This is a genomic window from Telluria sp. ZT3P26, assembly GCF_059686035.1.
In genome coordinates, this window is record NZ_JCASII010000005.1 from 278,108 (window position 1) to 293,924 (window position 15,817).

General features: G+C 65.6%; 10 protein-coding genes. 7 read left to right on the plus strand and 3 right to left on the minus strand.

What is annotated here, in order from left to right; genetic code table 11:
* Positions 1-18 precede the first annotated feature (18 nt).
* The 4 genes from AC56LN_RS17680 to AC56LN_RS17695 all read left to right on the plus strand — a co-directional run bounded on the left by AC56LN_RS17680 (position 19) and on the right by AC56LN_RS17695 (position 4,842).
* Positions 19-348 carry a YbaB/EbfC family nucleoid-associated protein gene (locus AC56LN_RS17680; RefSeq protein WP_183550557.1) on the plus strand — a complete coding sequence of 110 codons (330 nt, stop codon included), beginning with the start codon at positions 19-21 and terminating at the stop codon, positions 346-348.
* Positions 349-407: 59 nt separating this feature from the next.
* Positions 408-998, plus strand: coding sequence for a recombination mediator RecR (recR, locus tag AC56LN_RS17685; protein WP_332529836.1), 591 nt, complete (start codon positions 408-410; stop codon positions 996-998).
* 339 nt (positions 999-1,337) lie between these two features.
* Positions 1,338-2,318, plus strand: coding sequence for a hypothetical protein (locus AC56LN_RS17690; RefSeq protein ID WP_499573693.1), 981 nt, complete (start codon positions 1,338-1,340; stop codon positions 2,316-2,318).
* A 118-nt stretch (positions 2,319-2,436) separates the two neighbouring features.
* Positions 2,437-4,842 carry a penicillin acylase family protein gene (locus tag AC56LN_RS17695; protein ID WP_499573694.1) on the plus strand — a complete coding sequence of 802 codons (2,406 nt, stop codon included), beginning with the start codon at positions 2,437-2,439 and terminating at the stop codon, positions 4,840-4,842.
* Between the two features lie 20 nt (positions 4,843-4,862).
* Here the strand turns inward: AC56LN_RS17695 and AC56LN_RS17700 are convergent, their stop codons facing one another.
* Both AC56LN_RS17700 and AC56LN_RS17705 read right to left on the minus strand, forming a co-directional pair.
* A complete protein-coding gene (locus AC56LN_RS17700) occupies positions 4,863-7,019 on the minus strand; it encodes a putative bifunctional diguanylate cyclase/phosphodiesterase (RefSeq protein ID WP_499573696.1) in 2,157 nt (718 codons plus the stop codon).
* Between the two features lies 1 nt (position 7,020).
* Positions 7,021-9,870, minus strand: coding sequence for a response regulator (locus AC56LN_RS17705; protein WP_499573698.1), 2,850 nt, complete (start codon positions 9,868-9,870; stop codon positions 7,021-7,023).
* A gap of 283 nt (positions 9,871-10,153) precedes the next feature.
* Between AC56LN_RS17705 and AC56LN_RS17710 the strand changes: the two genes are divergently transcribed.
* Complete coding sequence (locus AC56LN_RS17710; RefSeq protein ID WP_499573701.1) at positions 10,154-10,897, plus strand: 4Fe-4S dicluster domain-containing protein; 744 nt, start codon at positions 10,154-10,156, stop codon at positions 10,895-10,897.
* Positions 10,898-10,899: 2 nt separating this feature from the next.
* Positions 10,900-13,557, plus strand: a complete 2,658-nt coding sequence (locus tag AC56LN_RS17715) for a molybdopterin-containing oxidoreductase family protein (RefSeq protein WP_499573703.1) — start codon at positions 10,900-10,902, stop codon at positions 13,555-13,557.
* 421 nt (positions 13,558-13,978) lie between these two features.
* Here AC56LN_RS17715 and AC56LN_RS17720 read toward each other — a convergent pair whose 3' ends face one another.
* Complete coding sequence (locus AC56LN_RS17720; protein WP_499573706.1) at positions 13,979-14,614, minus strand: NAD(P)H-dependent oxidoreductase; 636 nt, start codon at positions 14,612-14,614, stop codon at positions 13,979-13,981.
* A 96-nt stretch (positions 14,615-14,710) separates the two neighbouring features.
* Here AC56LN_RS17720 and AC56LN_RS17725 point away from each other — a divergent pair, with 96 nt between their 5' ends.
* Entirely contained in the window at positions 14,711-15,637 is a 927-nt protein-coding gene (locus tag AC56LN_RS17725) for a LysR family transcriptional regulator (protein ID WP_499573707.1), read from the plus strand.
* The last annotated feature ends 180 nt before the right edge of the window (positions 15,638-15,817 follow it).

Below are 15,817 nucleotides of genomic sequence, written 5' to 3' on the forward strand. Positions count from 1 at the left end.
TATTTGGAGAACCACACCATGATGAAGAACCAGCTCGCAGGCTTGATGAAACAGGCGCAAGCCATGCAGGACAACATGAAAAAGGCGCAGGAAGCGCTGGCCCTGGTCGAAGTCGAAGGCCAGTCGGGCGCCGGCCTCGTCAAGGTTGTCATGACCTGCAAGAACGACGTCAAGCGCGTCACGATCGACCCGTCGCTGCTCGGCGACGACCGCGACATGCTGGAAGACCTGGTGGCCGCTGCGTTCAACGACGCTTCGCGCAAGGCCGAAGCCACCGCCGCCGAAAAAATGAGCGGCGTGACCGCCGGCATGCCGGGCCTGCCGCCTGGCTTCAAGATGCCTTTCTGATCCAGGCATGAGGCGGTCCCGCCGGCACCACGCCGGCGGGCCGTCTTGTTCACGCACCCATGTCGACATCCCTCGAATTTCTCATCGAATCGCTCCGGCGCCTGCCTGGCGTTGGCCCGAAATCGGCCCAGCGCATGGCGTTCCACCTGCTCCAGCATGACCGCGAGGGTGCGGCGCAACTGTCGCGCGCGTTGTACCAGGCGGTCGACACGGTGCACCACTGCATCAAGTGCAATACCTTTTCCGACATCGAGATCTGCGACCTGTGCGCCGATACCGAGCGTGACCACACGCTGCTGTGCGTGGTCGAAACACCGGCCGACCAGTTGATGGTCGAGCAGACGCTGACCTGGCGCGGTTTGTACTTCGTGCTGATGGGGCGCCTGTCGCCGCTGGATGGCATCGGGCCGCGCGATCTGCACCTGGAAAAATTGGTGACGCGCGCCACCGACGAGGTGGTGGGCGAAGTGGTACTGGCCACCAATTTCACCAACGAGGGCGAAGCCACCGCGCACTACATCAGCGAAATGCTCAAGGCGCGTGGTCTCAAGGTCAGCCGGCTTGCGCGCGGCGTACCGGTCGGCGGCGAACTCGAGTACGTCGACGCGGGCACGATTGCGCGCGCGATGCTCGACCGGCGCAGCACATAGGCGTCATTGCCGGCTGAAGCGCCGGCCGGATCGAGACGAGGCCCGTTCGCGCGGGCCTCGTTTTTTTCGTGCCGCCGCGGTGCCCGGTGATGATCCCGGCGAGCCGACAAGGTGCTGCCGACACGCCCCGTGTCAGGCACGACCTGATTCACGGATCGTCGCGCCAGTGTGACTTTCTGTGAGCTTCCACGCGGGATTGCCCCCTATACTCTTCCGCTCTGTGACGGTGGGATGATGGGAATTGCTGTTTCCACGCTGCTGCTTGCAAGTGGCATTCGAGACCACCGTCACCAACGAGGCGAATACCGGCCTCATGAAATTTTCAAAAAGCGGCGCAGCATGGATTCCATGAAACACGAGGCAGTATCTCCTGAAGGCGCATGGTTGCGAACGCACTGGATCGGCCTGTCCCTGGCATTTGCCGCATGTTCGCTTGCGATCATGTGGGCCCGCTGGGGCGGCACCGTCGAGGACTCGCTGGCCTACTTCAATACGGCGCGGTATCTCCGGGGAGAAGTGCCTTTTTCCGACTTGCGCGCGCCATTTCCTTACCGGGTGACCATGCCTGCGCTGGCGGCGTTGATGCCGGGCGACGTTCGCCATGCCTTCGCCACGCTGAACTGGCTGGCAACCGCAGGCACGGCAATCGTCCTGTCCTGTGTCGTGCATGCTGCTGGCGGCAACCGGCGCCAGACCGTACTCGCGGGACTGCTCTTCATCTTCTCGGTACCGACCTTCTGGTATGCCCCTTATCTGCTCACCGATCCTGGCGCCATTTTTGGTAAGGCGGTGTTCGTGCTTGGTGTCGTGACTTGCCAGCCGTGGATGGCACTGGCCGGCGCGTTGTTTGCCACGACAGTCAGGGAAGAAAACATCCTGTTGCTCGGCTGGCTGCTGGTATTCGGACGGGTCGGGCTGGTTCGTGGGGTCATGGCACTGGCGCTTGCCGGGCTTTGGCTGATTGGCGTGCGGTGGTGGCTGTTTGCCGGTCTGCCGTCCTATGTCTGGATGCCGAATATCGGCACCGTCATTGCAGCGTTGCGTGACAACCGATCGCTGATGTCCCTGATCAGTGCGGCCATCATCGTGATCCCGTTGGCGGTGCTGGGATGGAAACGGGTGCCCGACCGGATCAAGCCGCTCAAGGGGATTCTCTTGATGATGGCCATCCCACCTTTGTACGCAGCCTTGTCCGTACGGATCGAAGGCCGGGCCATCTGGAGCCTGTACCCGTTCCTGATTCCCATCGCGGTGTTTGCCAGGCTTCCCTGGCGAGCGCAGCAACGGATAGCGGGTAAGCCGTCAACGAACGCCGGTTGATCATCTGCCGGTCCCGGCAGCCCTTAACGCCCGACAGCGTCTCCATGCCGGTTGACAGTTTTTTCTGGCAACATACGCAGCACCAAGGGGACACTCAGGGAACACTCAGGGAGACACCATGCAGGGATGGAAGAAATGGACGTTGCGCGGCCTTGCGGCGCTGCTGGGACTCGTGCTGCTGGTGCTGCTGGGCGCCTGGCTGTTCCTGCGCGCCAGCCTGCCGCAGCTCGACGGCGAGCGCCAGGGCGCGGGCCTGTCGGCCGATGTGCGGATCGAGCGTGACGCGACTGGCGTGCCCCTGATCACCGGCGCCACACGGCTCGATGTCGCGTATGCGACCGGCTTCGTGCACGCGCAGGAACGCTTCTTCCAGATGGACCTGCTGCGCCGCACGGCGAGCGGCGAGCTGGCCGAGCTGTTCGGGCCACGCGCCGTGCCGCTCGACCGTGCCAACCGGCTGCACCGCTTCGCCTCGCGCGCCCAAGCCACGTTCGCGCGCCTGGCCCCGGCCGAGCGCGCGCTGCTCGAGCGCTACGCGGCCGGCGTCAACGCGGGCGTGGCAGCGCTGGGCGCACGCCCGTTTGAATACGCGCTGACTGGGGCGGCGCAGCGGCCGTGGCGCGGCGCCGATTCGCTGCTCGTCGTCTGGGCCATGTACATCGACCTGCAAGGGATGCAGGCGTCGCGCGAAATCGCGCGCGGCTGGCTGCGCGAGCACAGCGACGCCGCGCAACTGGCGTTCCTGCTGCCCGAGGCAACTGCGTTCGACACCACGCTCGATGGCGGCGCGCCGCCGGCGCCAGCCCCGATCCCGGCACGTGCGCCGGCCTGGTGGGGCGCAGCAGCAGCGGTTCCGGATGCCCCCATCAAGCTGGCCGGCCTGGACGTGACGGATTCGGTCGGCAGCAACAATTACGCGCTGGCCGGCAGCCGCAGCACCAATGGCGCAGCGATCGTCGCCGACGACATGCATCTTGGCCTGCAACTGCCGAATATCTGGTACCGGCTGGCGCTGCGCTTTCCCGATCCCGCTGCCCCCGGTGGCCAGCGTCGCCTGGTGGGCGTGAGCCTGCCCGGCGCGCCGCCTTCCGTCATCGTCGGCAGCAATGGCCAGGTGGCGTGGGCCTTCACCAACAGCTACGCCGATGCGCTCGACCTGGTCGAACTGGGCGTCGACGCCGCGCGCCCGGGCCAGCTGCAGGTGGCGGGCAAGTGGGAAACGCCGCAGGAACACGTCGAGTCGATCCTGGTAAAAGGCGCGCCGGCCGAACGGATGGTCGTGCGCGAGACGTCGCTCGGCCCGGTGCGCGAGGTTGCCGGCCGCAGCTACGCCGTGCACTGGATCGCGCACGATCCGGCAGCGCTCAACCTGCACCACATCCGGCTCGAGTCCAGCGCCACACTCGATGCAGCGCTGGCGACGGCGGCCAGCGATGGCATCCCGGCGCAGAACTTCGTGGCCGGCGACGCGCAGGGGAACATCGGCTGGACGATCGCCGGCCTGCTGCCGCAGCGCGCTACGGCGCCGGGCGACACCACGTTTCCGCTGGCGCCGGCTGGCGCGACACCCACCTGGGCCAATGCGCTGCCGTATGCCGCGCATCCGCGCGTGATCAACCCCGCCAACGGCCAGCTCACCACCGCCAACAGCCGCCAGCTGATGGGCACCGGTTACGCGCTGCTGGGCGATGGCGGCTACGACCTGGGCATGCGCAACCGCCAGCTGCACAATGGCCTGGCCGCGCTGGGCGCGCAGACCGATGTGCGGCGCGCGTTCGACGCGGCGCTGGACGACCGGGCGATCCTGATCGGCGCCTGGCGTGAACGCGCGCTGGCGGCGCTCGACGCCGGGGCGCTGGCAGGGCATCCGGCGCGCGCCGAGTTCCGGCGCCTGCTCGAGACCAGCTGGGATGGCCGCGCCAGTGTGAACTCGGTCGGTTACCGCCTGGCGCGCGACTTCATGTGGGCATTGCACGACCTGCTGTACGGCGGCGCCAACCTCGCGCTGAAGGACCTCGATCCGAAAGCCAGCGCCGCCGGCGCCAGCGCGCGCTGGCCGGCCGTGGTGGCGCGCCTGCTCGACGCGCGGCCGGCCGGCTGGCTGCCGCCGGGCCACGCCGATTGGCAGGCGCTGCAACTGGCTGCGGTGGACCGCGCGCTCGCCGCGCTGCAGGATGCCGGCACGCCGCTGGCGCAAGCCACCTGGGGCCAGCGCAACACGGCAGGCGTCGCGCATCCGATCAGCATGGCGGTGCCCGCGCTGCGGCCCTGGCTGGCCGCACCGGCTGACCAGCTGGCGGGCGATGCGCACATGCCGCGCGTCGCCGGACCGAAGTTCGGCCAGTCCGAACGCCTGGTCGTGTCGCCAGGCCGCGAAGAAGAGGGTTTGTACAATATGCCGGGCGGGCAGAGCGGGCATCCGCTGTCGCCGTTCTTTCTGACCGGGCACCAGGCGTGGGTCGATGGCAAGCCGACGCCGTTGCTGCCGGGGGCGGCGCTCTATACGCTGCGCCTCTATCCCTGATACAACCAATGCTGCCGGCCTTATCTTGCCGGCAGCATCAGTTGCACGACCTGCAGCAGCTCGGTGATCGTCTCGGCATTGGACGGGTGACCGAGGTAGTAGCCCTGCACCATGTCGCAGCCATATTCCTCGAGCAGCAACAGCTGCTCGCCCGTCTCGACGCCTTCGGCCACCACCACCATCTTCAGCCCATGCGCCATCGCGATGATCGCGCGTGTGATGGCCGCGTTTTCGGAGTCCTGCGGCAGTCCGGATATGAAGCTGCGATCGATCTTGAGTGCCCGCACGTCGAAGCGTTTCAGGTAATTCATCGACGAATACCCGGTCCCGAAGTCGTCGATCGACAGGTGCACGCCGATGTTGCGCAGGCGTTCGAGCGTGACCATCGTGGCGCGCGCATCGTCCATCAGCGTGCCTTCGGTCAGCTCCAGTTCCAGCAGGCGCGGTTCGAGCCCCGTATCGAGCAGTGCCGAGAGCACGATCTGCGACAGGTTTTCGTCCTTGAACTGCTTGGCCGACAGGTTCACCGCGATGCGCAGCGTGCGTTGCGTCAGGCGTTGCCACGTGCGCGCCTGGCGGCAGGCGGTGCGCAGCACCCATTCGCCGATCGGCACGATCAGGCCCGTCTCTTCGGCCAGCGGAATGAACTCGGTCGGCGCAATCAGGCCCCGCTCGGGATGGCGCCAGCGCACCAGCGCTTCGACGCCCACGATTTCCGCACTGGCCACGTCGCGCTGCGGCTGGTACACCAGATACAGCTCGTCGTTCTGCAGTGCGCGGCGCAGGCCCACTTCGAGCTTCACGTGGCTCATGATCTGCATCGTCAGCGATGAGCTGTACAGCTTGGCGTTGTTCTTGCCGCAGCTCTTGGCGTGGTACATCGCGGTATCGGCAAACTTGAGCAGCGAGCCGGAATCGTCGCCGTCTTCCGGGAACAGCGAGATGCCGATGCTGGCCGTGACGAAGATCTCGTTGCCCTCGATGAGAAAGGAGCGCCGCATCGCTTCCTTGACCCGGTGCGCGACATTGAGCGCGTGCTCGACCCGTTCGAGATCCGGGATCAGGATCGTGAATTCGTCGCCGCCCAGGCGCGCCAGGTTGTTCACGCCATCCGTGTGCGCTTCGCTGCTGTCGCCGCGCGAGACCAGGTCGCTCGGGCGCGTGGTGTCGCGCAGGCGCTCGGACACCATCTTGAGCAGCTGGTCGCCGGCGTTGTGGCCCAGCGTGTCGTTGATGCGCTTGAACGCATCGAGATCCATGAACAGCACGGCGAACTTCTTGTTGCCGACCTTTGAACGGTGCAGTTCGCGTTCCAGCGTTTCCAGGAACGCCTGGCGGTTCGGGATGCCAGTCAGGCCGTCGCAATAGGCGAGGCGCCGGATCTGTTCTTCGGCGCGTTTGCGTTCGCTGATGTCGCGCACCAGGCCCAGTACTTCGGACGGGCTGGTGGCCACCAGGCGCGCTTCGAAATGCTGCGCGACGCCAGCGTCGACCAGTTCGTATTCGACCGAGCGCACCTGGTGGGTGGCCAGCACCGTCGTCATCTGGTCCAGCATGCGGCCGGCGATTTCCGGTGGCAGCGTATCGGTCAGGTGCCTGCCAATGAAGCGCGTGCCGGCGCCATCGGCCGGCAGCGCACCGGTGGGGCCGCCCTGGCTCGGGCGTTCGTGCCCCGGCTCGTAATCCAGATAGAAACCGTCGGCGTTCAGGCGAAAGAACGTATCGGGAATCGCCGCGAGCACGGCGCGGTTCTGGGCATCGGCGATGCGCAGGCGGGCGATGGCGTCGCTGGCGCGCAGCACGTACAGCACGCGGTGCCCGAGGATCGGCCAGTTGATCGGCTTGGACACGAAATCGGTCGCGCCCACTTCGTAGGCATGGGTGACGGCGTCGATGTCGTCGCTGCCGGTCACCATGATGACCGGGACACAGACGCCGTCGCGTTCGGCGGCGCGCAGTGCGCTGCAGGCATCGAAACCATCCATGCGTGGCATGTCGACGTCCATCAGGATCAGGTCGGGCCGGCTGCTGCGCGCCTGGGCCAGGGCCTCGATGCCGTCGCCGGCCTCGATCGCGTCCAGGCCGACCTGCGCGAGCATTTCGAGCATCAACAGCCGCATGACGGGATCGTCGTCGGCAACCAGGACCGTCACGCGCTGGGTGGGTGCGGAGGGCATGTCAGGACTCCTTTTCAAGCGATGCGTGAAGCGCCTGGCGCACCGAGCGGAACTCGCGTTCCAGGTCGGACAGCAGCGGGCCGCCGCTGTCCACGTTGCCGCTGCGTCCCAGTTGTTCGAGGTCGCGGCACAGGCCGGACAGGTGACCCGCGCCGATATTGGCGCTGGCCGATTTCAGGCCGTGCGCCACGCGCCGCACGCTCTCGGCGTCGCCTTCACCCAGCGCCTGGCGCAGCGCGTGCAACTGGCGCGGCGTGTCGCCGACGTAGGCGGCGATCACCTTGTGCACGAGCGCGTCGCCGTTGTCGCGGCTCAGGGCGCGGATATTCTCCAGCGCGCTGTGGTTGATCGCAGCGATGCCGGTTTCCGTCATCTGGCCAGCGGGTGGTCGGGCCGGCGGCAGCGGGGTTGCCGGCGCAATCTCGACCACCGGCTCGTCACCATGCTCGCGCGCCGACAGCAGCGGCATCGCGATCCAGCGCCCGATGACGGCGGCCAGCTGCTGCTGGGTGAAGGGCTTGGACAGGTAGTCGTCCATGCCCGCCGCCAGGCACGCTTCGCGGTCGCCCTGCAGCGCGTTGGCGGTAATGGCGATCACGGGCAGCGCGCGCTGGCGGCCCGACTCGCGCTCGTGGCGCCGGATTTCGCCGGTGGCCGCAAAGCCGTCCATCACCGGCATCTGGCAATCCATCAGCACCGCATCCCAGCGGCCTTCGTGCACCGCGCGCAGCGCTTCCTGGCCGTTCTTCGCGCACCCGGTTTCCAGGCCCAGGCTTTCCAGCATCGCGCGCGCGACTTCGACGTTGACCGGGTTGTCCTCTGCCAGCAGCACGCGCCGCGCGCGCCTGGCCGGATGCGGCGCGGGCGCCGCATCGCTGGCCGTCGCGGACGGCGCGACCGGCTGCTGCAGCCGCGCTGCCTGCACCGCCAGGCAGGCATGCAGATCGGCCGCGCGCGCCGGCTTGACGAGCTGGTAAGCCACGCCCGCTTCGCGCCGCTGTACCGGATCGGCCGCCAGCCGCTCGGAACTGAGCAGCACCAGACGCGTGTCGCGTGCCAGCGGTTCGGCGCGCACTGCCGCGGCCAGCGCCAGGCCGCTGGTGCGACGCAGTTCCATGTCGAGCAGCGCCGCATCGTAGGGCCGCCCGGCGCGGGCCGCGTCGACCAGCCACTCGAACGCGCGCGCGCCATCGATGTCATCGCAGTGCGCCCGCCACGCTGTCAGCTGCTGTACCAGCGCCGTGCGGCTCGTCTCCTGATCGTCGACGACCAGCACGCGCAAGCCGTCCAGCGTGTTGCGCTGATGGCCCGGCGCATCCGGATCGACCCGGTGCTTGTCGAAGCTGACCGTGAACCAGAAGACCGAGCCACGCTGGCGTCCATTCTCGACGCCGATGGCGCCGTTCATCAGTTCGACCAGCTGCTTCGAAATCGCCAGCCCCAGGCCGGTGCCGCCGTACTTGCGGGTGGTGGAGTCGTCCGCCTGCGAAAACGCATTGAACAGGCGCGACCGGGCTTCGTGCGAGATGCCGATGCCGGTGTCGTGCACCTCGAAGCGCAGCACGACCTGCTGCGCGTCTTCGCCGGCAACGCGCACGCGCGCCAGGATGTGGCCATCGTCGGTGAACTTGAGCGCATTGCCCAGCAGGTTGGCGAGGATCTGGCGCAGCCGGTTCGGATCGCCGCAGATCGCCACCGGGATGTCGTTGGCGATGTCGAACTCGCAGCCCAGGCCCTTGGCCGCTGCCTGCGGCGTGTAGACGTTATGGATGTCGTCGAGCAGGTCCCACAGATTGAAGTTGATGTATTCGATCGTGAGCTTGCCCGCTTCGATCTTGGAGAAGTCGAGGATGTCGTTGATGATCACCAGCAGGTGCTCACCCGAGCGCTTGACCAGCTGCGTGTAGTTGCGCTGTAACTCGGTCAGGGGCGTGGCCAGCAGCATGTCGGTCATGCCCAGCACGCCATTCATCGGGGTGCGGATCTCGTGGCTCATCGTGGCCAGGAAACCGCTCTTGGCGCGGCTGGCCGCTTCAGCGGCGTTCTTGGCCTTCTCGAGTTGTTCGGTGCGCACGCCGACCTGGCGTTCTAGTTCGTCGCGGTGGTGCAGCAGGGCGGCGCCGCGTTCTTCGATCTGCGCCAGCATGCTGTTGAAGCTGTCGATCAGCACACCCAGTTCGTCACTGCGCTGGTGCGGCACGCGCAGGCCGTAGTTCTGGCTGGCCGAGACTTTCTGCGCGGCCTGGATCAGTTTGGTGATCGGCTCGGCGATGCTGTGCTTGAGCCGGCCCGCCAGGCCAAGCGAGACCAGCAGCGCCGCGCCCATCGCCAAGCCGATCACGCCCAGGCTGGCGGCGATATCGAGCCACATCGGCAACAGGTCGGCTTCGATCATCACGGCGCCCACCACCAGCTCGCCATGCTGCACTGCCTGCACCACGCGCATGTGGCGGCCCAGCAGCGCACGGCCAGCGCGGTTGACCTGTTCCAGCGTGGCGGAATCGATGCCGTCCATGGGGGACAGGTCGGCGTCCTGGCGCGCCGGGGTGCGGTAGGTGGCGACGGGCTGGCCGAAGCGGTCGTACAGCACGGCTGCCGAAATGCTGCGCTGGGCGTCGAGGACCGACAGCGTGGCGCCGGCCTGCCTGCGGTCGACCAGCAGCAGGTCACCGGCACTGGCCGCGCCGATGATGCGCGCGAACGCCGCCAGCTGCACGGCTTCGTCCTTGCGGTGGTTGTGGATGGAGGTGACGGCGAACGCGCCGAACACGAACAGCAATGCCGTCGCCGTCGAGAGCAGCGAGATGATGGTCAGCTTCCGGTTCAGGCTCGAGCGCTCGAAGTTCGGCATCGCAATTCCCGCAGTGGGCACAGCGGCATGGACCTGCACGACGCGGATCCTCCGCGCGGGCAAGAGCCCGCAGGAAAAAAATATACGGGGTAGGGGCGTGCGCGGCCTTGCGAGAACGCAAACAGGGCAGGCGAACCGGGTGCATGTTGCAAACACGCCCAAATCCGCAACGCGACGGCGCAGACCGCAGCGGCGCCGGCCGGACAGCACCGGGTGCCGGTTTTGTTAGCGCTACAGCCATGCTGTCATACAATCTTGCCTGGCACGACTCACAAGGATGTTCATGAACAACGCTTCCGCTACCGCCACGCCGCAATGGGGCATGGCCGTCGATCTCGAACGCTGCATCGGTTGTCACGCCTGCTCCGTTGCCTGCAAGGTCGAGAATGCTGTCTCGCTGGGGTTTTTCCGCACCAAGGTGTATTACTACGATTACCCGGCCGTCAATCCGTTCAATCACCAGCCGACGACGAAACGGGCGTTCCTGCCGACGCTGTGCATGCAGTGCACCGACGCGCCGTGCCTGGACGCCTGTCCCACCGAGGCCATCACGCGCGGGGCCGACGGTATCGTGCACATCAATGTCGACGTGTGTGACCGCAGTCGCGACTGCATCAAGGCGTGCCCGTATGGCGCCATTCACATCGATCCCGTCTCGCAAGTGGCTGACAAGTGCGATTTTTGCGCGCACCGGCTGGAGGCGGACATGGCGCCAGCCTGTGTGGAAGTGTGTCCGGCCGGCGTGTTTGCGTTCGGCGACCTGAAGGATCCTGCCAGCCCTGTCAGCGTGTTCAACGCCAGGCATGGCGCGCAGGTCAAGGCCATGAAGGCGGAAGAGAAGACGCGCCCGCGCGTGCAGTACCGCGGCCTTGGCACGGCGGTGCCGCTGGCGATGGAAAAGAAGGTGCCGAAAGGCCGTGCGCACGATCCGATGTCGTACGAGGCCGATACCTGGGACCAGCTCAAGGCGGCATTCCCGGCGGCGCCAGCATCGACGCCCCACCCGAAAACACCACGGAAAGCGTAATCATGGACCGCCGTCATTTCATCAAGCGGGGCTTCGGCGCCATGGCGACGCTGGGCCTGGGCGACACCATCCTGCTCACGCACGGCGCCGCGCAGGCGACCGAGCAGGTGCTCAATTACACGCCCGTGCTGGCGGGCGAACGCGCCGGCCAGCTGCGCAAGGTAAAAAACAATTACCGCGCCGCCAGGCGCATCACCAGCGTGTGCCTGAACTGCTCGACCGTCTGCGGCATCGAGGCCCATGTGGTGGACAACAAGGTCATCAAGATCCGGGGTAATCCGCTCGACCCGAACATGGGCAGCCACATGACCTGCGCGAAGGGCCAGTCGGGACCGACGATCAACGATTATCCGGAACGCCTGCTGTATCCGTTGAAGCGCGTGGGCAAGCGAGGCGAGGGCCTGTGGCAGCGCATCAGCTGGGACGAGGCCTACACCGAAGTGGCCGAGCGCATCAAGGCAAGCATCGCCAGCGGCCATCCGGAGCGCGTGGCGCTGCACCAGGGCCGCTCGCGCATCGACGCGGAAATCAACCGGTTCCTGTCGGCCATCGGCACGCCCGTGCAACTGAACCACCGCGCCCTGTGCTCATCGAACAAGCGGGCCGCGAACTATGTATCGCTGGGCGAGACGGACTGGGAATCGATCGACGCCGAGCGCTGCAAGTACTTTCTCAATTTCGGCGCCAATTTCTACGAGGCGCACCAGGGTGGCCTGCATCTGGTCAGCCGCGTCGTCAAGGCGCGCTACGACCACGGCGCCAAGCTGGTGACGTTCGATGTGCGCCTGTCGAACACGGCTGGGCGCAGCGACGAGTGGCACCAGCCGTTTCCTGGCACCGAGGGCGCGGTGGCGCTGGCGATGGCCCACGTCATGCTGCGTGAAAACGAGTTCGACCAGGCGTTCGTGGACAAGTATGTCCAGCCAGGTGTCGCCACGCTGCGCACGTGGCTGGCTGACTGCACGCCGGCATGGGCCGCCAAACTGTCGGGCATTGCGGTGGCCGACATCGAACGGCTGGCGCTGGAATTCGCGCGCGCCCGTCCCGCCACGGTTGCTTTTTCCAACCGGGGCGTCGGCGCGCACTTCAACGGCTTCAATGCCGAGCGTGCGGTCGTCATGCTCAATGCACTGGCCGGTTCCATCGGCAGGCCGGGCGGGTATTGCTACGGTCTCGATGAAAAACTGTCGATCGGCCGTTACCCCCAGCCGCTGCCGCTGCCGCCGGCACCGACAATTCGCACGGACCTGGAAGACCCGCCCGAGTGGCCGCTGGCGAACCGCTGGCAGAAGATGAAGGTGGGCCAGATCGTCTACGACTTCGTGCGCCAGGGGCGGGCCAAACTGGATGTCTACCTGACCTACACGCTGGGTTCACCGATGACGTGGCCGGAGGGCCGCAGTACGACGGTCGAGGTGCTGCTCGATGAAACGCTGATCCCGTTCCATGCGTGTTCCGACATTGTCTATTCCGAAACGGCGCATTATGCCGACCTGATCCTGCCGGATGCGACCTACCTGGAACGCTGGGGCCTGGATATCCGCAACAATCTCGAGTTGACCCACTTCGTCACGCTGCGCCAGCCGCTCACCAGTCCACCAGGCGATGCGCGCAGTTTTGCCGATGTCCTGTTCGACATCGGCCGGCGTCTGGGGCCGGAACAGGCGAAGTATTTCCAGTTCGGCAGCCACGAGGATTTCGTGCGCGTCCAGTGTTCGAAACTGCCGACGGTGGGGCCGGACGGGCGCCAGTTCAAGGACGGCTTCGAGTACATGAAATTCTACGGCGCGTTCGTCGACAAGTCGGCGCCGAAACCGTACGAAATCTATCGCAAGCCGCTCAGCGACAAGCAGCTGGCGGGGTCGCGCGTCGAGGAAGCGACTGGCGTTGTCTACCGCCCCAACGACAAGGGCAAGGACAGCGCCGTGGGCCTGCAGGTCGATGGCAAGGCAGTGCGGGGCTTTGCCACGCCGTCACGCAAGTTCGAAATCCATGCGCCGGAGATCACGCAGGTGGCCAAGGGGCTGGGCATCGTCGACGATGGCATGCCGACGTTTGCACGCATTCCGTCGCACGTGGACTTGCCGGCAGACCGGTTCATCCTGACTTCCTTCAAATGGAACGTGCACACGCAGGGCAGGACGGCATCGCAGAAATACCTGTCCGAAATCGTGCACGACAATCCCATGTGGATCAATGTGGCGACAGCGAAAGAGCTGGGCCTGAAAAGCGGCGACATGGTCGAGCTGACGACGTACCGCCCGCGTTCCGGCGAGCTCAAGGCGCAGCAGGCGTATCGCGGGACGGGCGACGTGATCGGTTCGGCGCGCATGCGCGTGTTCGTCACGCGCGGCATCCATCCGCGGGTGGTGGCCGTGTCCAATTCGCTCGGGTGGATCAGCGGCGGCCGCGCCAGCGAAGGCAAGAGCGGCTGGCGCGCCGACGTGGCGGCGCAGGGCATCAGTCCCGATGCGGCCAAGGGCTACGCGCCGGCGCCTGCGCTGGACGACCTGAACGCGGGCGTCTGGTGGGACAAGAAGAACGGCGGACGGGGCAATGGCATCAATATCAATGCGCTGCTGCCGATCAATCCCCAGCCGCTGGTGGGGATGCAGGCATGGTTCGATACAGTGTGTTCGCTGCGCAAAGTGGCATCCTGATCGCTGACGCAGCGCACGGGTTCGCCTTGGACGTAGTCAAGCCGGGGTCAGGTCTGACATTTGGACACGGGCTCGTCCAGCCCAGCCGGGGTCAGGTCTGACATTTGGACACGGGCTCGTCCTTAGTCTGTTCACAAGCGATTTGATGATCAGACTGTTGTTGAGCTCGTGTCTGAATGTCAGACCTGACCCTGCTCGTTTTTTGTTCGCCCCCTAAATAAGTAACTAACCAACGGTTAGGTGAGAGGCCAGAAAAGAGCAGTCTTCAAGCCAAGCCCGCTTCTACGATGTTTCATGGGTGAACGTAGAGGACAACAGGGGGCGTGATACTCAGATAGCGATTCACTCGCTTGTGCATGGTTGGAAACGCGGGCGGCGCGCACACATCAACGCCGCCCGGCAGCTTGCGGTAAAACGTAAATCAGTTGATTTCGCTGACGAACTGTTCGAGCGGCCGGCGCACTTTCGTCAGTCCTGCCAGCCAATCTTCCTCGGCCTTGCGATAGCCCAGTGGCAGAATGAGCACGCTACGCAGGTGGCGCTCGCCCAGGTTCAGTATGCGGTCGACAGCGGCCGGATCGAAGCCTTCCATCGGCGTGCAATCGACTTCCTCGAACGCGGCGGCAATGATCGCTGCACTGAAACCGATATAAGCCTGACGCGCCGCGTGCTCGAAGTTCACCTGTGCATCGCGGCCAGGGTAGGTCGACAGCAGTTGCTGACGGTAGGCTTCCCAGCCTTCGTTGCGGAAACCGCGCACTTCGTTGGTCAGGTCGAACATATGGTTGATCCGCTCGGGCGTGTAGTCGTCCCAGGCAGCAAAGACCAGCAGGTGCGAGGCATCGACCACCTGTGCCTGGTTCCAGGCGACATCCTTGATCTGGGCGCGCAGCGCCTGATTGTTCACGACCAGGATTTCGTAAGGCTGCAGGCCGGACGACGTCGGCGCCAGGCGCGCGGCTTCGATGATCCGGTTTATCTTATCTTGCGACACCTTGCGGGTCGGGTCCATTGCCTTGGTCGCATAGCGCCAGTTCAATTTGTCGAGCAATTCCATGTGCTTCCTTTCGGATGAGAGATTCATCATTGTATTTTTTCTCGGTAGATAGATAAACTACGATTCTGACAAATGATTTGTTCTTGAGGAGACAAGATGGCGCGAAAGTTCGATCATCTGGCCGATGTCGAAGTGTTTCTGAACGTTGTCGAACACGGCTCGTTCAGCGCAGCAGCGATCGTGCTCTCGACCACACCGTCGGTGCTGAGCCGGGCGCTGTCGCGACTCGAAGCGCGCCTTGCCACGCAATTGCTGCGCCGGACCACGCGCAGCCTCAGCCTCACTGACGCCGGCCAGCGCTACGCCAACGAGGCACGCGACGCTTTCGCCCGGCTCGGGCAGGCAGAGCAGGCGATGCGCAGCACGACGGCGCAACTGAGCGGCAAGGTCCGCATGAGCGTGTCCACCGGCTACGGCCAGCAACGCCTGCCGCCGATCCTGGCTGCCTACGCGCGCGCCTACCCGCTGGTCGAACTGGATGTCGACATCACCAACCGCAACGTCGATCTGGTGGCCGAAGGATTCGACCTGGCGATCCGCTCCGGCCCACTGCCGAGCAGTACGATGGCTTCCCGCCAGCTGGAAGCGTCGCCGCTGTGCCTGCTGGCATCCCCAGCCTACCTGGAGACAGCAGGACCGCTCGCGACGCTCGATGACCTGGCGCGCCAGCAATGCATTGCCTTTGTCCGGCCCAATACCGGGCGGGTATTTCCCTGGCACCTGCGCGATGGTGGGCGTGACATCGACTGGCTCCCACCGGCGTCGGTGACGGTATCGACCGACGTGATGGGCGTCATCTGGCTGGCCGAGCAGGGAATGGGGATCGCGCTGTGTCCGCGCCTGTTTGCGGAAGCCAGCCTGGCGGCGGGGCAGTTGGTAGAGGTGCTGCCACAGCTGGGCGGCCGCACGCGCGCGTTCTCGGTCGTCTACCCGGCACACCGTGGCCTTTCAGCCGCGTCGCGCGCACTGATCGACATGCTGGTCGCGGCGCGGGACAGTTCAAAAAGCCGGGGTCAGGTCTGACATTTGGACACGGACTCTTCCTTAGTCCGTCCACTAGGGGATTCATGAATAGACTTCTGTTGACTTCGTGTCCGAATGTCAGACCTGACCCCGCTTTGTTTGTTGAGCTCGTGTCCGAATGTCAGACCTGACCCCCGCTTTGCTGTTTGGGAATTGAAAGGGGACGCCTCGGCGTCCCCT

What these genes read in the sequence shown, in the direction of transcription:
- AC56LN_RS17680 (WP_183550557.1), top strand. Translation starts at nt 19, where the DNA reads ATGATGAAGAACCAGCTCGCAGGCTTGATGAAACAGGCGCAAGCCATG.
- recR (WP_332529836.1), top strand. Translation starts at nt 408, where the DNA reads ATGTCGACATCCCTCGAATTTCTCATCGAATCGCTCCGGCGCCTGCCT.
- AC56LN_RS17690 (WP_499573693.1), top strand. Translation starts at nt 1,338, where the DNA reads ATGGATTCCATGAAACACGAGGCAGTATCTCCTGAAGGCGCATGGTTG.
- AC56LN_RS17695 (WP_499573694.1), top strand. Translation starts at nt 2,437, where the DNA reads ATGCAGGGATGGAAGAAATGGACGTTGCGCGGCCTTGCGGCGCTGCTG.
- AC56LN_RS17700 (WP_499573696.1), bottom strand. Translation starts at nt 7,019, where the DNA reads ATGCCCTCCGCACCCACCCAGCGCGTGACGGTCCTGGTTGCCGACGAC.
- AC56LN_RS17705 (WP_499573698.1), bottom strand. Translation starts at nt 9,870, where the DNA reads ATGCCGAACTTCGAGCGCTCGAGCCTGAACCGGAAGCTGACCATCATC.
- AC56LN_RS17710 (WP_499573701.1), top strand. Translation starts at nt 10,154, where the DNA reads ATGAACAACGCTTCCGCTACCGCCACGCCGCAATGGGGCATGGCCGTC.
- AC56LN_RS17715 (WP_499573703.1), top strand. Translation starts at nt 10,900, where the DNA reads ATGGACCGCCGTCATTTCATCAAGCGGGGCTTCGGCGCCATGGCGACG.
- AC56LN_RS17720 (WP_499573706.1), bottom strand. Translation starts at nt 14,614, where the DNA reads ATGGAATTGCTCGACAAATTGAACTGGCGCTATGCGACCAAGGCAATG.
- AC56LN_RS17725 (WP_499573707.1), top strand. Translation starts at nt 14,711, where the DNA reads ATGGCGCGAAAGTTCGATCATCTGGCCGATGTCGAAGTGTTTCTGAAC.